The following is a 21,665-nucleotide window of genomic DNA, read 5'->3' on the forward strand; positions in this document are numbered from 1 at the left end:
TCGGCAGGCGGCCGAAGGGGTTTTCAACGAAGTGTCGTGCATGGTCAGCAGCATCCAGTTCCTGAGCGAGAAAAGATGCCGGGGCACAGACCTGCCGCCCCGGCGGGGGTGGGCAGGCATCATCAGCGCGCAAGGTGCGTGCGGTTCAAGGAGGAATGCCATCTCCTGCACGGCCGATTATGCCGTGGGCTTGCCGACCTTGTCAGCCCGTGCCTGTTCGCGCGCGGCGCGCAGACGGTCGAGCTTTTCCTTGAGCTTGATCTCCAGTCCGCGCGGCACCGGGTTGTAGTAGACCCGCTCGCCCATCGCATCCGGAAAGCCGGTCTGGTCCAGCGCGATCCCGCCTTCGGCATCGTGGTCGTACTGATAGTCCTGCCCGTAGCCGAGCGTCTTCATCAGCCTGGTCGGCGCATTGCGCAGGTGCAGCGGCACCTCCTGCGTGCCGGTGGCGCGCACCTCGGCCTTGGCCTGGTTGAAGGCGGCATAGCCGGCATTGGACTTGGCGGTGCTGGCCAGATACAGCACCAGCTGCGCGAACGCCAGTTCGCCTTCGGGGCTGCCCAGACGCTCGTAGATGTCCCAGGCTTCCAGCGCCATGCTCTGCGCGCGCGGATCGGCCAGGCCGATGTCCTCGATCGCCATGCGGGTCAGCCGGCGTGCCAGGTATGCCGGGTCGCATCCGCCGTCGAGCATGCGCGTGAGCCAGTACAGCGCGGCATCGGGATTGGAACTGCGCACCGATTTGTGCAGCGCCGAGATCTGGTCGTAGAACTGCTCGCCGTTCTTGTCGAACCGACGCGTGCGGTCGGCCAGCACCTGCAGCAGCGTCTGCGGGGTGATCTGGCCACCCTCGCCGCCTGCCAGTTCCGCGGCAATCTCCAGCAGGGTCAACGCGCGGCGCACGTCGCCGTCGGCGGCGCTGGCAATTTCCAGCAGCGAGGCATCGCTGACCTGGAGCGTTTCCTGCCCCAGCCCGCGCTCTGGATCATGCAGGGCACGTTGCAAGGCCTCGACGATGTCCTGCGGCGAAACGCCTTCCAGCACGTGCACGCGACAGCGCGACAACAATGCCGAATTCAATTCGAACGAGGGATTTTCGGTCGTCGCACCGACGAACAGGATCGTGCCGCGCTCGATATGCGGCAGGAATGCATCCTGCTGCGCCTTGTTGAAGCGGTGCACCTCATCGACGAACAACACCGTGCGGCGTCCGCTGGCGAAACGCTGCGCTGCCTCGGCCAGGACCTGCCGCACCTCCGGCAAACCCGACAACACCGCCGAGATCGCCTTGAATTCGGCATCGGCGTAATGCGCCAGCAGCAGCGCCAGGGTGGTCTTGCCGCAGCCGGGCGGGCCCCACAGGATCATCGAATGCACGCGGCCGGATTCCACCGCGCGTCGCAATGCGCTGTCGGGCGCGAGCAGTCGCTTCTGCCCGACCATCTCGTCGAGGGTGCGCGGACGCATGCGCTCGGCCAGCGGGCGCAAATGCTCGCCGTCTACGCTGAGCAGATCGGCTTCGGGAGTGATGGGGAGCTTGGTTCGTGCCACGCGGCATTGTATCGCGTCAGCCAACGACCTTCTGCGAACACGGCCGTTGGCTGCACGACAACTGCAAGCAACGGCTTACTGCGCGTCGCCGACCACGTCCACGCCCTTGCCCGGCGCATAGCGGAAGGTGTCGGCCGCGAATGCCGGATTGCGCTTCCAGCCGCTGAAGCTGATCGCGGTGCGCTGGCCGACCGCGTCCACCACTTCCATCCTGGCCAGGCCATCCTTGCCGAACCCCAGCGAGGCCATCTGGAAGCTGGCCTCGGTGTCGACCTTGGGCGTCAGCGACAGCCACTGCAGTCCGTCACGTGGCGCCGCCTCTTCGCTGACGTCGTACTGCTTGTCCAGGCGCGCCGGGTCGATCAACGCGACCAGGGGGCTGTTCTGTTCTTCGCTGCCCTGCGCGCGCACGGTCACCTGCTCCAGATCCGGGTCGAACACCCAGACCTTCTTGCCGTCGGCCACGATCAACTGCCGGTAGGGCTTGGCGTACTCCCAACGGAACTGGCGCGGCGCCGACAATGCCACCCGCCCGCTCGCGCGCTCCTTGACCCGACCATTGGCATCGGAAACCTGCTGGCTGAACTGCCCGTCCAGGCCTTTGAGGCCGCGCGTGAACGTATCCAGCTCCTGGCGCGCGCCGGCGAACGCGGTGCCGGCGAACAGAGCGGTGGCGAGGACGGCATAACGGAGCTGGCGATGCATCGCAGTTTCCAGAAAGGGAATGCGGGAATTCTGATACTTCGTAGATGAATGGGCGAGCGCTATCGCGTGATGCGTTCAGATCGCGGCGGCGGCCGGTCAGTCCATTCCCTGTGCGGTCTGCACCCTGGCCAGATCGCCATACACGATCTGGCCGCGAAAACCGCGCCGTACCTGCTGGTAGAGCTCGCGAAACGCGCGGTAATCCTGCGGCTGACACAGCGCCTGCGGCCCACGCACTGCAGCGCGCTGCAACCGGTGCACCGCCGTCACCGTCTGGCCCTGGCGCGTCCACTCGACCGCATACTCGCCAGCGGCATTGCGAAAGCGGCTGCTGCGCGGGATCGCGATGATCGGCACCGTCGCCGGAAAGCTCACCACATAGGTCTCTTCGCGCACGCTGTCGTTGCAGTAGAACGGGGTCAGGTTGTCTTCGGCCGAGGTGGTCGTGTAGATGCCGCGGGTGGATTCGGCGCCGGGCATATCCGGCAAGGTCATGCCGCCGACCACCGAAAAATCCACTGCATCGTCGGCCTGGAACGCGTAGCGATAGTTGAACGGCGCATCCAGGTCCAGCGGGTCGCCCTGAATCAGCAGATCGCCGGTGCCATCGAAGCCGGACTGCGCAATGATCGACTCCTCGATGCGATTGCGGTTCTGCGCATTGAGCTGCACGAACATCGCCCGCAGCCCCACCTCGCCGGTCTGCCCGCTGTCGAGCGTGGTCAGGCCGTGCAACCCACCCTCGGGGGTAAAGCGGTACTCGGTACGCGCGACATAGCGATTGACCTTGCGGTCGTTGGGCGGGGTATGCGTGACCTTTCCGTCCAGCGTATGCACCACCGGCGCGCCGAGATCGCCGGCCGGCAACTGGCCGAAGCGCGCATAGGGATTGGTCGAATCCACATACAGGTCGAACGCCGGGATGTAGGTGATGGCGTGGTTGAAGCGGCCAAGCACCGGAATCGGCGGCAGTGTCGGCCCGCCTTCGGCACCGATCAGCACCGGCGTGCTGGCGATGCCCTTGGCCGCCAGCAAGGCTTCCAGGATCACGGTGTGGTCCTTGCAGTCGCCATAGTGGTTGGCCAGGATGCTGTCGGCGCCATTGGGCTCCAGCCCGCCGTTGCCCAGGTACACCGCCACGTAGCGGATATTGCGCGCCACCCACGCGTACAACGCGGCGGCCTGCGCGCGCGGCGCGTCGATACCGCGGGTCACTTCGTCGGCCAGCGCCTGGATCGCCGGCGTCACTGCGGCGGCGCGGCCGCCCTTGACGTGATAGGCCAGGCCCATCTGCGACCAGCTGTCGAAGGTGCTGGCCATCAGGGTGGGGCTGAATTCCCAGGTCGCCGCACTCCAGTTCTGGTTCTTCATCGGCGCGGTGCGCTGATAGCGCCACTCCCAGCGCGCCTGGTCGCCGCGCACCACCGGCCTGGTCCCGCCCTGCAGCCCGCGCACCGACAAATGCATCGGCAATGCCTTCGGCGCCACCAGGGTGACCACCGCATCGTCGTATTGCGCGAACACGCTGAAGGTCTCCCACAGGCTGAAGTACCCGGGGAAGTACGGCGTGTTCTGCGCCCGCCGCACGCGGTAGACGATGCGCGCACCCGGCGCCAGATTCGGGAACACCACCACCTTGACCTTGCGGTCGGCATACATCGCCGCCGCAGCACTGGAATAGCTTTCCTGGGTGTAGATCTTGTCGGGCGCCACGTCCTGGCGCAGTCCTTCGGCGGTGACGGTATAGGCCTGCAGCACCTCCAGGGTCTCCATCTTCTCGCTGTAGCTCAGCCGCACCTGGCTGAACTGCTCCACCGCCGATTTGGTCTTCAGCAGGATCTCGTACTCGTCGGTTTCCACGCTGCTGGCGTCGGCACGCACTTCGTAGTCGGCGCGGTAGCGCACGAAGCTGTAGTTGGTGTCGGCCTGCGCGCGCGCCGCAGCGGCAGCAGGCGCAGGCTGTTGCTGGGCCTGGGCCAGCAACGGCAATGGGATCAGCAGCAGGAGCAGCAAGACGGAACGACGCAGCATGGGCCTTGAATCGCGGCGGGCCGGAGCGGCCCTCGTGCAACAGGGTAGCCGGTGCACGCCGCAGCGTCAGGCACCGGCCTCCAAGATCACCGCATCCCTGCGCGCGGGCATGCACAGGCAGCCCGGATCAGCGCGGATCAGCGCGGAATCCCGCTGCCACCGGCAGGCGGATTCCACCGCGTTGCCGGCCGCCGGTTACTTGGGCGGCGGCGGCGCCAGCACGGTGCGGTCGCCATTGTGCTCGGGTTGGCTGACCACGCCGGCCGCTTCCATCGCTTCGATCAGGCGTGCGGCGCGGTTGTAGCCGATCTTCAAGCGCCGCTGCACGCCGGAGATCGAGGCGCGCCGGGTTTCGGTGACGATACGCAAGGCTTCGTCGTACAAGGGGTCGGACTCGTCGCCGCCACCACCGCTGCTCTCGGGCAAGCCGGTCGCACCGACTACGGTGCCATCGCCCATGGTCTGCACTTCGTCCAGCACGCCGTCGACATACGACACCGGCCCGCTGGCCTTGAGGTGCTCGACCACCCGATGCACTTCCTCGTCGCTGACGAAGGCGCCATGCACGCGGTCCGGCAGCGCCGTGCCCGGCGGCAGGTACAGCATGTCGCCGTTGCCCAGCAGCGCTTCGGCGCCGGACTGATCCAGGATGGTGCGCGAGTCGATCTTGGAGCTGACCTGGAACGCCACGCGGGTTGGGATATTGGCCTTGATCAGGCCGGTGATCACGTCCACCGACGGCCGCTGCGTGGCCAGGATCAGATGGATGCCGGCCGCACGCGCCTTTTGTGCCAGGCGCGCGATCAGCTCCTCGACCTTCTTGCCGACGATCATCATCATGTCGGCGAATTCGTCGATGAAGATCACGATGAACGGCAGCGTTTCCAATGGCCGCGGCGCTTCGCCCAGTTCGGGGTTGGGCTTGAACAGCGGGTCCATCATCGGCTGGCCGGCGTCGATGGCGTCCTTGATCTTCTTGTTGAAGCCGGCCAGGTTGCGCACGCCCACCGCGCTCATCAGCTTGTAGCGGCGCTCCATCTCGGCCACGCACCAGCGCAGGCCGTTGGCGGCCTCCTTCATGTCGGTGACCACCGGCGCCAGCAGATGCGGGATGCCCTGGTAGACGCTCAGTTCCAGCATCTTCGGGTCGATCATCAGCATCCGCAGTTCCTTGTGCGAAGCCTTGAACAGCAGGCTCAGCACCATCGCGTTGACCGCCACCGACTTGCCCGAGCCGGTGGTACCGGCCACCAGCAAATGCGGCATGCGCGCCAGGTCGGCGACGGTCGGGCGTCCGGCGATGTCCTTGCCCAGGGCAAGCGTCAGCGGGCTGGCCGACTTGTCGTATTCCTTGGAGCGCAGCAGTTCGGACAGGAAGATCATCTCGCGGCTGACATTGGGGATCTCCAGGCCGATCACCGACTTGCCCGGGATCACATCCACCACGCGCACCGACTTGACCGACAGCCCGCGCGCGATGTCCTTGTCCAGCGAGCTGATCTGGCTGACCTTGATGCCCGGCGCCGGCTCGATCTCGAAACGGGTGATCACCGGGCCCGGATAGGCCCCGACCACCTGCGCCTCGATGCGGAAGTCCTTGAGCTTGAACTCGATCTGCCGCGACAACGTCTCCAGCGTCTCTTCCGAATAGCCCTTGGCCTGCGGCTTGGGGTCGTCCAGCAGCGCGAGCGGCGGCAGGTCGGAACCGTCGGTGCTGACGCCCTGGAACATCGGGATCTGGGTATCGCGCTTGGCGCGCTCGCTCTTTTCCACCACCGGTGCCGGCGGCGGCTCGATCTTGACCGGCTCGCGCTTGGCCTGCTTGACCGCATCGACCTTGCGCACTTCCTCGCGCTCTTCGCGCATCACGCGGGTCTGCTGCCACTCGCTGGCCTGGTGGGTCTTGCGTTGCATCAACGGCCCCAGCGCCAGCACCCAGGTGCCGATACGCTCCATCACCGCAAACCACGACAGGCCGGTGGCCAGGGTGATCGACACCAGCAGCAGCACCAGCACGAACAGGTTGGCACCCAGCGCCCCGAACCCGGCGCTCAGCGAATTGCTGACCAAGCGCCCGAGGATCCCGCCGGCCCCGGCCACATCGCCGTTGAACAGGCGCAGATGCAGGAAGCCGGTCGAGGCGATCAAGAACCCGACCATGCCGACCAGCCGCAATGCCGGCCCCAGATCGGCTTCGGCCTGCCCTTCCTTGTCCATGCCGAACAAGGCGATCCAGGCCACCGCGCCCAGCACCACCGGCAGCAGAAAGGCCACATAACCGAACAGCTGCAGCAGTACGTCGGCCGTCCAGGCGCCGACGCGGCCGCCCATGTTGTGCACCGGCGCGACCACGCTGCCGGTCTGCGACCAGCCGGGATCGGCGCTCGAATAGGTGAACAGGCTGGCTAGCAGATACAGCAGCAGCGGCGCCACCGCGATCAATGCCAGATCGCGCCAGAGCTTTTGCCGACGCGGATTGTCCGCCACCGCTGTCTTGCGCGAGGACGTCTTGCCCTCAGCGGGCTTGCTGCGTTCGGGAACCTGCTTTGCCACCTGTAGCCAGACCTTAGAAAAATGCTGTTAGTGGTTGATAATAAACGACCGAGGCCGCGGTTTCAGCTGTTGTATGAGCGTCGCCTGCCCGGGCACGCGCCGGTCAACAAAAAACGCCGCACGAGGCGGCGTCGATTACGCGTACGGGGTGGACCATGCCATCTGCGGTTCAAGCAGTTCCATCGCGCCGCCTTGATTCACCGGGTGGGGACCGCCACTCTATGCCGCCACAGGGGCGCGAATTCACTCGCCTGCCCTGCCAATTCCTAGATCGCGAGTATACATGAGCGCCTCTTCTGCCAGTCCCGCCAAGCATTCCCGCCTGCTGATCCTGGGCTCCGGCCCGGCCGGCTGGACCGCCGCGGTCTACGCCGCCCGCGCCAACCTCAAGCCGGTGGTGATCACCGGCTTGCAGCAAGGCGGCCAGCTGATGACCACCACCGAAGTCGACAACTGGCCGGGCGACCCCCACGGCCTGATGGGCCCGGACCTGATGAGCCGCATGCAGGCCCATGCCGAGCGCTTCGAGACCGAGGTGATCTTCGACCACATCCACACCGCCGACCTGTCGCAGCGCCCGTTCCGGCTGATCGGTGACGGTGCCGAGTACACCTGCGACGCACTGATCATCTCCACCGGTGCCACCGCCAAGTACCTGGGCATCCCCAGCGAGGAAGCCTTCAAGGGCCGCGGTGTGTCTGCCTGCGCCACCTGCGACGGGTTCTTCTACAAGGACCAGGACGTGGTGGTGGTCGGCGGCGGCAACACGGCAGTCGAGGAAGCGCTGTACCTGTCCAACATCGCCCGCAAGGTCTACCTGGTCCACCGCCGCGACACCCTGCGCGCCGAAAAGATCATGCAGGACAAGCTGTTCGCCAAGGTCGCCGCCGGCAAGATCGAGACCGTCTGGCACCACGCCATCGACGAAGTGCTGGGCAACGATGCCGGTGTCACCGGCGTACGGGTCAAGTCCACCCTCGACGGCAGCACCCGCGAGATCGTCGCGCACGGCTTCTTCGTCGCCATCGGCCATCACCCCAACACCCAGCTGTTCGACGGCCAGCTGGCGATGAACAACGGCTACCTGGAAATCCGCTCCGGCCTCAACGGCGCGGCGACCGAGACCTCGGTGGCCGGCGTGTTCGCTGCCGGCGACGTTGCCGACCAGCACTACCGCCAGGCGATCACCTCGGCCGGTTTCGGCTGCATGGCCGCACTGGATGCCGAGCGCTATCTCGACAAGAGCGCCTGAGGTGGCCGCTGACCGCCGGCCGCGCCGTGCGGGAAGCGCCGATGCCGGCGGGCCGGGCGCATGAGCGTCACCGCCCGCTGGTGCCGCCGGCTGGACGAGCTCCCGGCCGGTGCCTGGGACGCGCTGCACGACGGCGCGCACCCATTCATTTCCTATGCCTTCCTGGAGGGCCTTGAACGGGAGGGCTGCCTGCGCCCGGACTGGGGCTGGAATCCGCTGCACCTGACGCTGTGGGACGGCGACACGCTGGTCGCTGCGGCGCCGGGGTACCTGAAGAACAACTCGCACGGCGAGTTCGTGTTCGACCACGCCTGGGCGCATGCGTATGCGCGTTATGGGCAGGAGTACTTCCCCAAGTGGCTGTGCGGGGTGCCCTACTCGCCGGTGACCGGCCCGCGCCTGCTGGGGGCACCGCGATGGCGCCCGCAGTTGCTCGCGGCGATGCGCGAGCTGGTGGAGCGCAGCGGGCTGTCGTCGGCGCATGTGAACTTCTACCCGGCCGACGAAGATGCGGCCTTCGATAGCGACTGGCTAGAGCGCAACGACCTGCAGTACCACTGGCATAACGCCAGCAGCTGGAGCGATTTCGAAACCTTCCTGGCCGCGATGGACCACAAACGGCGCAAGAACATCCGCCAGGAGCGCGCCAAGGTGCAGCGGGCCGGTGTGCAGCTGCGCGTGGTCCATGGCGATGAAGCCAGCGCTGCCGACCTGGAAGCGATGTATGGCTTCTATCTCAAGACCTTCAACGAATACGGCAACTCGCCTGCGCTGACGCAGGAATTCCTGCGTCATCTGGCCCGGCACCTGCCGCGCCAGCTGGTGATGTTTCTGGCCGAGCTGGACGGGCGCCCGATCGCCGGCGCGCTGTGCCTGCGCGGGCGCGACACGCTGTACGGGCGCTACTGGGGCGGCGAAGCCCTTCCGGGACTGCATTTCGAAACCTGCTACTACCAGGGCATCGACTACTGTCTGCGCGAGGGCCTGGCGCGCTTCGAGCCCGGCGCGCAGGGCGAGCACAAGATCGCACGCGGATTTCTGCCAACGCTTGTCCGCAGCCGTCACTGGATTGCCGACCCCGGCTTTCGCGAGCCGCTGGCGCACTGGTGCGCCGACGAACGCCAGGCGGTCGCCCGGCACGCACGCGAGCTGTCCGAGCACAGCCCGTTCCGCGATTGAACCCGCGCGGCAGCCAGGCCGGCTGCACCCGCCCTGATCGCAGGCTGGCCTCTTGCAGGCGACGCGCGACGCGCCCCGTCCAGGGACAGTCGTCAGCCCGGTAAGAACTGCACGCCCGGCAGCGCGGGCTCGTGCGCGCATGCCGCGGCGCGTATCGAGGACGCAGTGCAGCGTGCCGGGGACTGCGTGCCCCGGGTGCGCCATGGACGACAGGCTCTACACTGCGCGCATGTCCCGCACCCTTCCCTACCTGCTTGCGGCAGACCCGGCCGCGCCCTTCCCGCCGGCCGAACAGGCGTTGCGCGAGCCGGACGGCCTGCTTGCCATCGGCGGCGACCTGTCGCCGCAACGCCTGCTCAAGGCCTATGCCGGTGGCGTATTCCCCTGGTTCTCGGACGGCCAGCCGATCCTGTGGTGGAGCCCGGACCCGCGCACGGCGTTTCGTACCGATGGCGTACGCTTGTCCTCGCGCTTCCGGCGCCAGTTGCACAGCAGCCGCTGGATGCTGCGCGCCGATACCGCCTTCGCACAGGTGATCGCGGCCTGCGCATCGATTCCGCGCGCCGGCCAGGACGGCACCTGGATCACCACCACGATGCAGCAGGCCTACCTCGAACTGCATCGGCTGGGCCATGCGCATTCGCTGGAAGTGTTCGATGGCCCACGCCTGGTCGGCGGTATCTACGGAGTGGCGATCGGCCAGATGTTCTTCGGCGAGAGCATGTTCAGTGCCGTCAGCGGGGGCTCCAAGGTGGCGCTGGCGGCGCTGGCCGCGCATCTGCACGCCTGCGGTTGGCCATTGCTCGATGCGCAGGTGGAAAATCCGCACCTGATGCGCCTGGGCGCGCAGCGCCTGCCACGTGCAGATTTCCTGCAGCAGGTACGGCTGCAGGTCGGCCAGACTGCGCTGCCGGGCAGCTGGTCCGAACGCTACGGCGAGCGGCCTGCCAGCGCGCTTGCTGAAGTCCGCTTAACATAAAATTTGCACCGCGGGGAGATGGAGCGTAAAATGCTGTCCCTTACGGCCCTCCCGGGCCAGCCGTGATTGCACAGGATTACATGTCGAAAGACGACTCCATTGAATTCGAAGGCAGCGTCAGCGAGACGCTCCCCAACACCACGTTCCGGGTCAAGCTGGAAAACGGGCATGAAATCATCGCCCACATCTCCGGCCGCATGCGCAAGAACTACATCCGCATCCTGACCGGCGACCGGGTCAAAGTTGAGATGACTCCGTACGACCTGACCAAGGGTCGTATTACCTACCGCATGAAGTAAGCGGTTCTGGTGTGAGACGCGAGGCGGCCAATGGCCGCTTTTTGTCGTGGCCGGAATCTGGGCACTTGGCAGGCATGGCTGGCCGATGTCGTCGGCTTGCCCTGCATTCGCTGGTGTCATTGGCGTTTGTGCCCAGCCGATCCATTGCCTCGATTCCGAAGCGTGCGGTTGTCGCTGGTGGTTTGCGCTCCTCCGCGATTGCCGCGGCTGTGTGTCCCTCCCGCTGCGCGTCTCCAGGGACATAAAAAAACCGCTCCTTCGAGCGGTTTTTTCACTTCAGGACTGCAAGGAGATCAGTCGACCGTCGCCGGCAGCAGACGCTCCGGTTCCGGGTGCGCCTCCACCACCAGCTCGCCGTCCTTGACGTCGATATTGACCCGACCGCCTTCCACCAGCTTGCCGAACAACAGCTCGTCGGCCAGCGGGCGCTTGATCTTCTCCTGGATCACCCGCGACATCGGGCGCGCACCCATCAGTGGATCGAAGCCGTGCTGGGCCAGCCAGTCGCGCGCAGTCGGCGTGGCCGACAACGACACGTGCTTTTCCTGCAACAGCATTTCCAGCTCGATGATGAACTTGTCCACCACGCGCAGGATGTGGTCAAAGCCCAGTGGCTGGAACTGCACGATCGCATCCAGGCGGTTGCGGAACTCGGGCGTGAACCCGCGACGGATCGATTCCATCGCATCGGTGGAGTGATCCTGCTTGGTGAAGCCGATCGACCGCCGCGACGCCTGGGTGGCGCCGGCATTGGTCGTCATCACCAGGATCACGTTCTTGAAGTTCGCCTCGCGCCCGTTGGTGTCGGTGAGGATGCCGCGATCCATGACCTGCAACAGGATGTTGAAGATGTCCGGATGCGCCTTCTCCACCTCGTCCAGCAGCAGCACGCAGTGCGGCGTCTTGACGATCTTCTCGGTCAGCAGGCCACCCTGGTCGAAGCCGACATAGCCCGGAGGCGCGCCGATCAGACGGCTGATCGAATGCGCTTCCATGTATTCGGACATGTCGAAGCGCACCAGCTCGATCCCCAATTGCAGCGCGAGCTGCTTGGTGACCTCGGTCTTGCCGACACCGGTGGGACCGGCAAACAGGAAGTTGCCGATCGGCTTTTCCGGATTGGCCAGGCCCGAGCGCGCGAGCTTGATCGAGCCGGCCAGCGTCTCGATCGCCGGGTTCTGGCCGAAGATCACCATCTTCAGATTGCGCTCCAGATGCTGCAGCACGTCCTTGTCGGTCGCGCTGACCTGCTTGGCCGGAATCCGCGCCATCTTGGCGACGATGGTCTCGATCTCCTCGATATCGATCAGTTCCTTGCGCTTACCCTCGGGCAGCAGGCGCTGGCGCGCACCGGCTTCGTCGATCACATCGATCGCCTTGTCCGGCAGCAGGCGGTCGCCGATATGCTTGACCGACAGGTCCACGGCGGCCTGCAGCGCATCGTCGGCATAGGTCACGCCGTGGTGCGCTTCGTACTTGGGCTTGAGGCCCTGCAGGATTTCGAAGGTCTCGCCCACGGTCGGCTCGACGATGTCGATCTTCTGGAAGCGACGCGCCAGCGCACGGTCCTTTTCGAAGATGCCGCGGTACTCCTGGAACGTGGTCGAGCCGATGCAGCGCAGCTCGCCCGACGACAGCGCAGGCTTGATCAGATTGGAGGCATCCATCGTGCCGCCCGACGCCGAACCGGCACCGATGATGGTGTGGATCTCGTCGATGAACAGCACCGCATTGGGCACCTTCTTCAGCGCCGCCAGCACGCCCTTGAGGCGCTTCTCGAAGTCGCCGCGGTACTTGGTGCCAGCCACCAGCGCGCCCAGGTCCAGCGAGAAGATCACCGCGTCGGCCAGCACTTCCGGCACGTCGTTGTCGACGATGCGCTTGGCCAGCCCTTCGGCGATGGCGGTCTTGCCGACACCGGCCTCGCCCACGTACAGCGGGTTGTTCTTGCGGCGGCGGCACAGCACCTGGATGGTGCGCTCGATTTCGTCGCCACGGCCGACCAGCGGGTCGATCTTGCCGTTGCGGGCTTGCTCGTTGAGATTGGTGGCGAACTCGGCCAGCGCATCGCCCTTGGCCTCGCCCTCCCCGCCCTCGCTCTTGGGCTCGCCATCGGAGGTGGACGGCTGCTCGCCGTCCTCACCCAGCTTGGCGATGCCATGCGAGAGGTAGTTGACGATATCCAGACGGGTGATGTCCTGCTGATTCAGGAAATACACCGCGTGCGAATCCTTCTCGCCGAAGATTGCCACCAGCACATTGGCGCCGGTGACTTCCTTCTTGCCCGAGGATTGCACGTGATAGACCGCACGCTGCAGCACGCGCTGGAAGCCCAGCGTGGGCTGGGTGTCGCGGCCATCGTCTTCGGCCAGGCGCGAGACCGAGGCCTCGATCGCCTGCTCCAGATCATTGTGCAGACGCACCTGGTCAGCGCCGCAGGCCTTGAGGACGGCCTGGGCGGACGGGTTGTCCAGCAGCGAGAGCAGCAGGTGCTCGACGGTCATGAACTCGTGACGCGCCTCGCGTGCTCGCTTGTAGCACTGGCCGATGGTTTGCTCTAGGTCTTTGCTGAACATTGGTAACTCCGAACGGCTGTTGCCAACAATATGCGGCTTTTGTTGGGATTTACCACAACCCTATCGGATAGGCATGTTCAGACGGCGTTAGCATGTGATTGCAGCCACAGTGTTGCGCTGCTGGAATGATCCAATCGACCCGTCAGGCCTGTTCCATCGTGCACAGCAGCGGATGCTGGTTCATGCGCGAGAATTCGTTGACCTGCGCGACCTTGGACTCGGCGACTTCGCGGCTGTAGACCCCGCAAACGCCACGTCCGCGGGTATGGACATGCAGCATGACCTGCGTGGCCCGCTCCAGATCGAGGTTGAAAAACTGCTGCAACACCGTCACCACGAAGTCCATCGGGGTGTAGTCGTCGTTCAGCAGAAGCACCTGATAACGCGGCGGTGGCGCCACTTCAGGCTTGCTGGCTTCGACCGTGAGGCCGTGATCGTGTTCGTGTGAGGTCTTACGAGGCATCCGGGCATTATACGGTTCATCGCCGCACGCATTGGACGATTTACGCCGCGCCCCGCACAATTTGTCTCCGATTCCATGGCTGGCCCTTGATGACCGATTCCCTGACCGCGCCCTTGCTGGCGCCGTCGTTCACTGCCGACTTGTCCAGCTCCGTGCGCGAAGCAGGGTCCAAAGGCCGTTTAGGCCGGCTTAACGCCCGGACCCTCGCCGGCAAGGCGAGCAACCCTTCGATCGAGCAGGACCTGCAACGATGAGCGCCTCCGGACAACGCTGGCATCCGGATGTCACCGTGGCCACCGTGGTGGTACGCGACGGGCGCTTTTTGCAGGTCGAAGAGCACATCGGTGACCGGCTGCTGTTGAACCAGCCTGCCGGACACCTGGAACCGGACGAAAGCCTGCTCGACGCGGCGGTGCGCGAGACCCTGGAAGAGACCGGCTGGGATGTGCGCCCGACCCACTTCATCGGCACCTACCAATGGGTCGCCCCGAGTGGCCAGTGCTTCCTGCGATTTGCGTTTGTCGCCGAGGCCCTGACCCACCATCCCGAGCGCAGCCTGGACACCGGCGTGGTGCGCGCCTTGTGGATGACGCCGGAAGAATTGCGCAGCGCCACCGAGCGGATGCGCAGCCCGTTGGTGTGGGAGGTGGTGGCCGATTACCTGGCCGGCCAGCGCCATCCGTTGGCATTGGTGCGGCACGTCGCATGAGTACGCCGCGCATCGTGGTCGGGGTCTCCGGCGGCGTGGATTCGTCGGTGGCGGCCTGGCGGCTGGCCCAGCAAGGCGAGTCGCTCGCCGGACTGTTCATGCAGAACTGGGCCGACGATGGCAGCGGCGATTGCCGCGCCGAGGACGACCGCCGCGATGCGGTGGCGGTGTGCGGGGTGCTGGGCATTGCGTTCCATTTCCGCGATTTTTCCGGCGAATACTGGAGCGGCGTGTTCGAGCACTTCCTGGCCGAATACGCGGCCGGGCGCACGCCCAACCCCGATGTGCTGTGCAACCGCGAGGTCAAGTTCAAGCATTTCCTGGATGCGGCCCAGGCGCTGGGCGCCGAGCGCATCGCCACCGGCCACTACGCCCGGGTGGCGCACAGCGGCGGGCGCTGGCGCCTGCTGCGCGGCGCCGACCGCGGCAAGGACCAGAGTTATTTCCTGCATCAGCTGGGACAGACCCAGCTGGCCGCGACGCTGTTTCCGATCGGCGACCTGGAAAAAAGCACGCTGCGCCGGATCGCCCAGGATGCCGGCCTGCCGACGCATGCCAAGAAGGATTCCACCGGCATCTGCTTCATCGGCGAGCGCGATTTCCGCGAGTTCCTGGGCCGTTACCTGCCCGCGCGCACCGGCGTGATCCGCGACCCGCAGGGGCAACGCATCGCCGAGCATCCGGGGGTGTTCTATTTCACCCTGGGGCAGCGCGAAGGCCTGAACATCGGCGGCGTGCGTGGACGCGCCGCCGCGCCGTGGTACGTGGTCGGCAAGGATGTGGCGAGCAATGTGCTGTATGTGGACCAGGACCGCGACAGCCCGCTGCTGCAATCGCGCTGGTTGCAGTCCGAGCAGGCCCATTGGGTCACCGGCGCGCCGCCGGCGCGCAGCTTCGCTTGCACCGCACAGACCCGTTACCGGCAGCCCGACGAGCCGTGCACGGTGCAGGTGCAGGACGATGGCAGCGTGCAGGTGCGTTTCGAGCGGCCGCAGCGGGCGGTAACGCCCGGGCAGTCGCTGGTGTTGTACGACGGCGAGGAATGCCTGGGCGGCGCGGTCATTGCCGCCACCGATGCGCCGCTGGAACGCCAATTGGCGGGATCTTCTTTTTCACCTGAGGTAGTGGCTTGATGAGTTCTTCCATGGATCACCGCGTACTGGCGCTTGCCGGTGTCGCCCAGGCCTTGCAACAGGTGCGGCGGATCGCCGAAACCGGGCACTCGGAGGCTGCGACGGTGCGTACCGCCATGGACAGCGTGTTCCGGGTGGATGCGGCCTCGCCGGAGGCCGTGTACGGCTCGCCGGCGGACCTGGCACCGGGCCTGCGGCTGCTGCATAACTATTTCCACAATCAGGGCCAGGACGAGGTCCTGCCGCGGCTGGCGTTGGCGGTGCTGCAGCTGGAGCGCCGCTTCGTGCGCGACACCACCACCGTCGCCACGGTCTCCAAGGGCATCGAGGCGGCCGCGCGTCAGGCACAGAGCCTGGGCGACAGCGGCCATCCGGACGTATTGAATTCGCTCGGCGGGCTGTATGCGCAGACCATCAGCCACCTGCGCCCCAAGGTCATGGTGCAGGGTAATCCGCATTACCTGGGCCAGGCCGGCGTGGTCGCGGAAATCCGCGCGTTGCTGCTGGCCGCTGTCCGCTCGGCGGTGTTGTGGCGGCAGATGGGTGGCAGCCTGTGGGATTTCCTGTTCGCCAAGCGCGCAATGATCGAGGCGGTGGACCGCGCGCTGCGCTAAGCACCTGACAATTCGGGTTGCCACATGCGCCAGCGGTCGCTGGCGCGTGTCAACATCGGTTGAACGGGCGAGACGATGTGGCGATCGTCGCTAAAGACACAGGGGGGACGGCCGATACAGCAACCGTGACTCTGCCGAGAACGCCCATGTATTCACGTCCACTTATCCGTCTGGCCGCCCCTTTGGCCCTGACCTTGCTGTTTCCCTTCGCTGTCGGATTCGACTGGCCCGCTTCGGTGCGCTGGGCGATCCTGGCGACCATGACGCTCAGCTGGCTCGGTTTCGCTGCCTGGGTGACCTACTCCCAGTTCCGGCGTAATCCGGACCAGACCCGCATCCTGCGCGAGCAGGACCAGCTGCTCAACGAACTGCGTACGTTCGTCAGCAACGAAGTCGACGGTTCGCGCTCGGAAGTCGAGCGTGCCCGCGAACTGATCCGCCAGGCCGTGTCCGGTCTTGGTGGCAGCTTCGAAGCGATGAATCGCAAGTCGCGGCAGCAAAGCCAGGCATTGGCCCGCATCGTCGACCGTGCCGGTGACGACGGCAGCGCCGGTGTCGACGTCGCCCGCTTTGCCCAGCACGCCAGCTCCCGGATGGAGCAGCTGGTGGAAGCGCTGGAACAGGTGAGCGGCCAAAGTACCAACACGGTGCACCACATCGATGAGATGGCCCAGCACCTGGATGGCATCTTCGCGCTGCTGGAAGACGTCAAGTCGATCGCCGACCAGACCAACCTGCTGGCCCTGAACGCCGCCATCGAAGCAGCACGTGCCGGTGAAGCCGGTCGCGGCTTCGCGGTGGTCGCCGACGAGGTGCGCAATCTGTCCGAGCGTTCCACCACCTTCAACGAACAGATCCGCAAGCTGGCACACAGCTCCAAGGAATCGATCGCCAAGGTCCGTGAAACGGTCTCGCAGCTGGCCTCGCGTCACATGGATCGCTCCCGCGAAGCCCGGCATGAATCGGCGGCGATGCTGGAGAATGTCGCGCAGATCAACGCCTCGTTGGGCGACGGCATGCGCGAAATCTCCGAATGCGCGCGTTCCATCGACGGTAGCGTGGCCGAAGCGGTGCGTGCCCTGCAGTTCGAGGACATCGCCACGCAGACGCTGAGCGGTATCCATACCCACCTGGATCGTCTCACCGCGATCAACCGTGAAGCGGTGGCGCTGCAGGAACTTCTGCATCGTAACGGCGGCGTGTACGACAGCGATCTGGTCGCCGCGCTGCAGAAGGTGTCCACCCGCCTGCGCGATATGCGTGTGGAGTGGGAGCGCCCGCCGCACAAGCCGGTGGCGCAGCAAGGCATGGGTGCCGGTACGGTCGAACTGTTCTAAGACCGCTACCACGCACTGCCTGATTCCGACATTCCCCGGCCTTCCGGGGATTTGTCGTTCCGCAACAACCTGGTATTCCGCTCATGACGCTACTTGCCCCGCCCACCGATGCATCCACCGCCGTGCTCGAATCAGCCGCGCTGGCGGCTGCACATGCCCAGCGTATCGCGCAAAGCGACGCTGCCCGGCCTGCGCTGCGCAGCGTGCGCATGCCGGCCGCGCTGGAACGGCTGGAGCATGCCGCCCGTGCGGAAGTGCAGGCAATGCAGAACCCTCGCCGCAGTTGCAGCGAAGAAGACCTGCTGTTTGCGACCGTGGCCTGGGATCTGGGTCTGGATGGCGCCGCTGTCGGCGTGTCTGGAGCCTGACATCTGTGCAACGGCGGGGCGTGCCTCGGCAGGCGCCCCGCCGGTTGTTTCCACTGCCCGACCTGTGGCGCTGGTACGCCAGCCGTGCCACCATGCGTGGCTCCGAGCATGGGCGACCATTCGATTGCAGCACCAGGGTGACCTCTCCCCTGCCCGTCTGCTCGACGACCTCTAAGAATCCCACGAAACAATGTACCGCTTCGCTCGGCTGATCTACGGCCTGGCTGCAAGGCGCTTGCCCGCTCCCGGTCGCGAGACACGCCGCGAATCCATCGCTCCAGGCTCGTATGCGGTATCCATGCCGCAGGTTTCGAGGTAGTCAGCGGGCTGCACCGAGACGCCCCTGCTGCTCGCAGCTGCCGCATGTGCCTTCGGTAGTTTGGCGCGTGATAGCTCAGGTGTAGAGCGCCTGGCGCTGTGGCTTGGCTGCAGAGCCCTTGTCTGCCCATCATTGCGGGACACGCCATGACTCCGTTCCTGAAGTCGCTTCAGCGACATTCATGCCGCACAAGGTCCCCGCGATGGTAAGCGGGCTGCACCGGCACGACGCAGCTCCTGCTCTGAATTGCAGCGTGTGCCTTTCCGGTAGTCCGGTAGGTGAGGTTTAGAGCGTCTAGCTTTGCAGCTTGGCTGCAGGGTCCTTGCCCGCCTACCATCGCGGGACACGCCGTGAATCCGTCCATGGAGGCTCTGGCGCGGCATCCATGCCGCTCAAGGTCCCGCGACGGTAGGCGGACAAGGACCAGTCGGGATGGTCGGTGTGCATGGCTGCAAGCAGGGCACAAGGTTGCTTTTTGTATAGCCGGGGGTTGGGCCATCTTCCCAACGAAAGCCGAGCAGCGGGCAAGCTTTTAAAGTAACCGCTTGGTGTGGCGTCCTCACCGGTTGCGGAACCCATGGCGTCATGGATGCCGCCAAGGAGCCTCCGCGGACGGATTCACGGCGTGTCCCGCAAGGGACGAAGGCATTGCGCCCTCGACTCATCGAGCTTTTGACTTGCGTATGTGGACCGACAGACGAGTGAACAGCCGGACGACGCCAGGCGCTGCGACAGGTTGCGTCAGCCGGCGATGACCAGGCGTGCACCGAGGCGCATGCCGGCTTCGGCCTCGCGCAGCCACTGCGCCATGTCGCGCGGCGACAGCGGCCGCGAATAGAAGTAGCCCTGAATTTCGTCGCAGCCCTGCTGGCGCAGCAGTGCATCTTCCTGCACCGTCTCCACCCCTTCGGCCACCACCTGCATGCCGAGCGCATGGCCCAGATGCACGATGGCCTGGGTCACTTCGGCGGTGTTGGCGTCGTCGAGCATCCCCTGGACAAAGCTGCGGTCGATCTTCAGGCGCTGCACCGGAAAGCGGTTGAGGTAATGCAGGTTGGAGAAGCCGGTACCGAAGTCGTCCACCGCCAACAGCACGCCATTCTGTTCGAACAGCTCGAAACAGCGGCGCAGCGCATCCGAATCGCGGATCAATGCCGATTCGGTCAATTCCAGTTCCAGACGCGAGGGCGACCAGCCGTTGTCGCGGCAGATTTCCAGCACGCGCTCGGCAAAGCCGCGCTCGCGCAGCTGCACCGCGGACACATTGACGGCGATGCGGCTGAAATTGAGCCCGGCGCGATCCCAGACCACGGCCTGGCGGCAGGCTTCGCCGATCACCCATTCGCCCAGGCGCACGATCTCGCCGCACTCCTCGGCAATGGGAATGAACTCGACCGGGCTGCACTGGCCATGGCCGGGGCGATTCCAGCGCATCAACGCTTCGATCGCGGGCGAGGATTCGCCCACCGTGTTGACCAGCGGCTGGTAGACCAGGGTGAACTCTTCGCGCTCCAGCGCGCCTTGCAGCGCGTGTTCCAGCTCCAGGCGGCGCTGCGCGCGCATCAGCACATCCTGGCTGTAGTAATGGAAGGTGTTACGGCCCGATTCCTTGGCTGCGTACATCGCCGCATCGGCGGCGCGCAACAGGCTGTCGAAATCCGACAGGCCTTCGCCCTGCAGCGCGATGCCGATGCTGGCACCGAGCTTGAGGGTGACGTGGTCCTTGCGCAGCGGCTCGCCAAGGGCGCTGATCAACTTGCGCGCGACGTGGCCGGCGTCTTCCGGTTCGGAGAGATCGCGCAGCAGCACGATGAATTCGTCGTCGCTGAAGCGGCCGAACAGGTCGCTGTTGCGCAGATGCTGATGCAGGCGCGCAGAGGCCAGCTTGAGCAGGTTGTCGCCGGTGGCGTGACCGAACGAATCGTTGATGCTCTTGAAGCCATCCAGGTCGATCAGCAGCATTGCCAGTACCTGGCCACGCTCGTGCGCCTCGCGAATCGCGTTCTCCGCCTGCTCGCGCAGCAGGAAGCGGTTGGGCAGACCGGTCAGGCGATCGTAGTGGGCCAGCAGCTCGATGCGCTCGTTGGCCTCGCGTTCGCGGGTGACGTCACGGAACAAGGCGACGAAACGTGGCGGCAGGCCTTCGCGGCGGTCCAGCTCGATCAGCACCTGTACCCAGATCCGCTGGCCGGAATTGCGGTAGAAACACAGTTCCAGCTGTTCGGGCAGGCCACCGTCGGAGATACGCAGCAGCGCCGCCTCGAAGGCGTCGCGCGAATCCTGCGTGTACAGCGACAGCGCCTGCTCCAGGGTGATGTTTTCCTTGCGCAGGCCGTGGATGCGGTAGCACTCCTCGGTCCATTGCATGCGCCGGGTGTCGACCTCGATCTCGCAGCCGCCGATCTTGCCCAGCGCAGACACGCGGTTGAGCAGCTCGGTGCGCCAGCGGATCAATGCATCGGTCTGGCGCTGCTCGGTGACGTTCTGCAACTGGCCCAGCAGGCGCACCATGGCGCCATTGCCGTCGAACACCGGCTGCGCCCAGACCCGCAGGTGATGCGGATTGATGCTGGCAGGCCCGTTGATCTCCAGCTCGAAATGCACCGGCACGCCTTCGTGCTTGATCTTGCGCCAGGCACTGCGCAGATGTGCAACCGATGGCCGCCCCAGCAGACGCAGGATGTCGCGGATGCCCTGCAGGCGCAGTTCGGTCATGCCGAGCTGCTGCAGGAAATCCGGCGACACCCACAGCGCGTCCTTGAGCGTGTCCCAGCTCCAGCTGCCCATGCTGGCGATGCGCTGGGCCTCTTCGAGCTGGGCCTGCTGCTCGCGCAGCTGCTGCTCGAGCAATTTCTGGTGGTGCACGTCGGTATGCGTGCCGACCATGCGCAACGGGCGGCCGTCGGCAGTCCGCGAGACCACCCGGCCGCGGTCGAGGATCCAGCGCCATTGGCCGTCGTGCTGGCGCAGGCGGAATTCGGCCGTATAGGTATCGGTGCGCCCGTCCAGGTGCGCCTGCACGGCAGCACTGACCTGCGCGTGGTCGTCCGGATGGATCAGCCCGGACAACGCGGTGAGATTGTTCGGTAGCGGCTGCTCGGAGTAACCGAGCATGCGGGTCCAGCGCTCGGAGCGGTAGACCACATCGGCCGGAATATCCCAGTCCCACAGTCCGTGATCGGCGCTGTCCAGGCCCATTTCCCAGCGGCTGGTGCCGTCGGCGCCCATCGGCTCGGGAATGCTCAGGGTGAAGGCCATGACCTGGCCATGCTCGTCGCAGACCGCGCGGAGCCAGCCTTCCAGGCGCCCGCCGCCGGCCCCCGGCAGCACGCAGGCGGTCATGCCGCCGCTGCTGGCCACCTGGGCGCGACTGCTTTCCAGGACTTCCACGTAGGCGCCAAGGGTGGCCGGCAATCCCAGCGATTGCGCAACACGGTTGGCCGCCAGAGGCTGACCATGCGCATCCAACAACACCACCGCCGAGGTCAGCGGGTGCTGCAGCATGCTTGCAATGACGCCTGAGTCCACTCTGGAACACTCCGAAGAATCGACCCCTGCCTTCGGAGTCGCAATGGATAACGGCCGTTTCCTGGATTA

The 21,665-nt window shown here is 65.8% G+C and carries 17 protein-coding genes and 1 riboswitch; of the genes, 10 read left to right on the top strand and 7 right to left on the bottom strand.

Annotated features, from left to right (window positions below):
- Positions 1 to 106: 106 nt before the first annotated feature.
- A riboswitch (Fluoride riboswitch) is annotated at positions 107 to 175 on the bottom strand.
- 2 nt (positions 176 to 177) lie between these two features.
- The 4 genes from EO141_RS04270 to EO141_RS04285 form a co-directional block, all read right to left on the bottom strand.
- Positions 178 to 1,467, bottom strand: coding sequence for a replication-associated recombination protein A (locus tag EO141_RS04270; protein WP_241236620.1), 1,290 nt, complete (start codon positions 1,465 to 1,467; stop codon positions 178 to 180).
- A gap of 159 nt (positions 1,468 to 1,626) precedes the next feature.
- Positions 1,627 to 2,256 (bottom strand): outer membrane lipoprotein chaperone LolA, encoded by a 630-nt coding sequence (gene lolA / locus EO141_RS04275; RefSeq protein ID WP_127168597.1) that lies wholly within the window; start codon positions 2,254 to 2,256, stop codon positions 1,627 to 1,629.
- A gap of 96 nt (positions 2,257 to 2,352) precedes the next feature.
- Complete coding sequence (locus tag EO141_RS04280) at positions 2,353 to 4,287, bottom strand: DUF3857 and transglutaminase domain-containing protein (protein WP_127168598.1); 1,935 nt, start codon at positions 4,285 to 4,287, stop codon at positions 2,353 to 2,355.
- A 195-nt stretch (positions 4,288 to 4,482) separates the two neighbouring features.
- Complete coding sequence (locus EO141_RS04285) at positions 4,483 to 6,840, bottom strand: DNA translocase FtsK (protein ID WP_104582660.1); 2,358 nt, start codon at positions 6,838 to 6,840, stop codon at positions 4,483 to 4,485.
- Between the two features lie 283 nt (positions 6,841 to 7,123).
- Here EO141_RS04285 and trxB point away from each other — a divergent pair, with 283 nt between their 5' ends.
- From trxB to infA, 4 genes are all read left to right on the top strand, one after another.
- Complete coding sequence (gene trxB / locus EO141_RS04290) at positions 7,124 to 8,092, top strand: thioredoxin-disulfide reductase (protein ID WP_104582661.1); 969 nt, start codon at positions 7,124 to 7,126, stop codon at positions 8,090 to 8,092.
- A 60-nt stretch (positions 8,093 to 8,152) separates the two neighbouring features.
- Positions 8,153 to 9,271, top strand: a complete 1,119-nt coding sequence (locus tag EO141_RS04295) for a GNAT family N-acetyltransferase (protein WP_127168599.1) — start codon at positions 8,153 to 8,155, stop codon at positions 9,269 to 9,271.
- A 229-nt stretch (positions 9,272 to 9,500) separates the two neighbouring features.
- Positions 9,501 to 10,250, top strand: a complete 750-nt coding sequence (gene aat / locus EO141_RS04300; protein WP_127168600.1) for a leucyl/phenylalanyl-tRNA--protein transferase — start codon at positions 9,501 to 9,503, stop codon at positions 10,248 to 10,250.
- 80 nt (positions 10,251 to 10,330) lie between these two features.
- Complete coding sequence (gene infA / locus EO141_RS04305) at positions 10,331 to 10,549, top strand: translation initiation factor IF-1 (protein ID WP_002813418.1); 219 nt, start codon at positions 10,331 to 10,333, stop codon at positions 10,547 to 10,549.
- A 293-nt stretch (positions 10,550 to 10,842) separates the two neighbouring features.
- Here the strand turns inward: infA and clpA are convergent, their stop codons facing one another.
- Positions 10,843 to 13,125: an ATP-dependent Clp protease ATP-binding subunit ClpA gene (gene clpA, locus EO141_RS04310; protein ID WP_104582663.1), complete on the bottom strand. Its 2,283-nt coding sequence runs from the start codon at positions 13,123 to 13,125 to the stop codon at positions 10,843 to 10,845.
- Between the two features lie 142 nt (positions 13,126 to 13,267).
- Entirely contained in the window at positions 13,268 to 13,588 is a 321-nt protein-coding gene (gene clpS / locus EO141_RS04315) for an ATP-dependent Clp protease adapter ClpS (protein WP_104582664.1), read from the bottom strand.
- An 89-nt stretch (positions 13,589 to 13,677) separates the two neighbouring features.
- Here clpS and EO141_RS21325 point away from each other — a divergent pair, with 89 nt between their 5' ends.
- From EO141_RS21325 to EO141_RS04340, 6 genes are all read left to right on the top strand, one after another.
- Positions 13,678 to 13,842, top strand: coding sequence for a hypothetical protein (locus EO141_RS21325; RefSeq protein WP_164739056.1), 165 nt, complete (start codon positions 13,678 to 13,680; stop codon positions 13,840 to 13,842).
- Positions 13,839 to 14,297 (top strand): NUDIX hydrolase, encoded by a 459-nt coding sequence (locus EO141_RS04320; RefSeq protein WP_104582665.1) that lies wholly within the window; start codon positions 13,839 to 13,841, stop codon positions 14,295 to 14,297. Before EO141_RS21325 ends, EO141_RS04320 begins: the two co-directional genes overlap by 4 nt.
- Positions 14,294 to 15,430, top strand: coding sequence for a tRNA 2-thiouridine(34) synthase MnmA (gene mnmA / locus EO141_RS04325; RefSeq protein ID WP_127168601.1), 1,137 nt, complete (start codon positions 14,294 to 14,296; stop codon positions 15,428 to 15,430). The genes EO141_RS04320 and mnmA overlap by 4 nt, the downstream gene beginning before the upstream one ends.
- A complete protein-coding gene (gene hflD / locus EO141_RS04330) occupies positions 15,430 to 16,044 on the top strand; it encodes a high frequency lysogenization protein HflD (RefSeq protein WP_104582667.1) in 615 nt (204 codons plus the stop codon). Before mnmA ends, hflD begins: the two co-directional genes overlap by 1 nt.
- 59 nt (positions 16,045 to 16,103) lie before the next feature.
- Positions 16,104 to 17,381, top strand: a complete 1,278-nt coding sequence (locus EO141_RS04335; protein WP_180496970.1) for a methyl-accepting chemotaxis protein — start codon at positions 16,104 to 16,106, stop codon at positions 17,379 to 17,381.
- 83 nt (positions 17,382 to 17,464) lie between these two features.
- Positions 17,465 to 17,749: a hypothetical protein gene (locus tag EO141_RS04340; protein WP_104582668.1), complete on the top strand. Its 285-nt coding sequence runs from the start codon at positions 17,465 to 17,467 to the stop codon at positions 17,747 to 17,749.
- Between the two features lie 1,060 nt (positions 17,750 to 18,809).
- On the opposite strand, the gene EO141_RS04345 is transcribed toward EO141_RS04340, so the two are convergent.
- Positions 18,810 to 21,596, bottom strand: coding sequence for an EAL domain-containing protein (locus EO141_RS04345; protein ID WP_181116226.1), 2,787 nt, complete (start codon positions 21,594 to 21,596; stop codon positions 18,810 to 18,812).
- Positions 21,597 to 21,665 lie beyond the last annotated feature (69 nt).

This window comes from Xanthomonas sp. BRIP62415, assembly GCF_003993515.1.
Classification (GTDB): Bacteria; Pseudomonadota; Gammaproteobacteria; order Xanthomonadales; family Xanthomonadaceae; genus Xanthomonas; species Xanthomonas euroxanthea.

Bases quoted from the DNA above. Each gene is read 5' to 3' on its own strand.
- lolA (WP_127168597.1), bottom strand. From the start codon at position 2,256: ATGCATCGCCAGCTCCGTTATGCCGTCCTCGCCACCGCTCTGTTCGCC.
- EO141_RS04320 (WP_104582665.1), top strand. From the start codon at position 13,839: ATGAGCGCCTCCGGACAACGCTGGCATCCGGATGTCACCGTGGCCACC.
- EO141_RS04340 (WP_104582668.1), top strand. From the start codon at position 17,465: ATGACGCTACTTGCCCCGCCCACCGATGCATCCACCGCCGTGCTCGAA.
- EO141_RS04295 (WP_127168599.1), top strand. From the start codon at position 8,153: ATGAGCGTCACCGCCCGCTGGTGCCGCCGGCTGGACGAGCTCCCGGCC.
- trxB (WP_104582661.1), top strand. From the start codon at position 7,124: ATGAGCGCCTCTTCTGCCAGTCCCGCCAAGCATTCCCGCCTGCTGATC.
- clpS (WP_104582664.1), bottom strand. From the start codon at position 13,588: ATGCCTCGTAAGACCTCACACGAACACGATCACGGCCTCACGGTCGAA.
- infA (WP_002813418.1), top strand. From the start codon at position 10,331: ATGTCGAAAGACGACTCCATTGAATTCGAAGGCAGCGTCAGCGAGACG.
- EO141_RS04280 (WP_127168598.1), bottom strand. From the start codon at position 4,287: ATGCTGCGTCGTTCCGTCTTGCTGCTCCTGCTGCTGATCCCATTGCCG.
- clpA (WP_104582663.1), bottom strand. From the start codon at position 13,125: ATGTTCAGCAAAGACCTAGAGCAAACCATCGGCCAGTGCTACAAGCGA.
- mnmA (WP_127168601.1), top strand. From the start codon at position 14,294: ATGAGTACGCCGCGCATCGTGGTCGGGGTCTCCGGCGGCGTGGATTCG.
- hflD (WP_104582667.1), top strand. From the start codon at position 15,430: ATGAGTTCTTCCATGGATCACCGCGTACTGGCGCTTGCCGGTGTCGCC.
- EO141_RS21325 (WP_164739056.1), top strand. From the start codon at position 13,678: ATGACCGATTCCCTGACCGCGCCCTTGCTGGCGCCGTCGTTCACTGCC.
- aat (WP_127168600.1), top strand. From the start codon at position 9,501: ATGTCCCGCACCCTTCCCTACCTGCTTGCGGCAGACCCGGCCGCGCCC.
- EO141_RS04270 (WP_241236620.1), bottom strand. From the start codon at position 1,467: ATGCGTCCGCGCACCCTCGACGAGATGGTCGGGCAGAAGCGACTGCTC.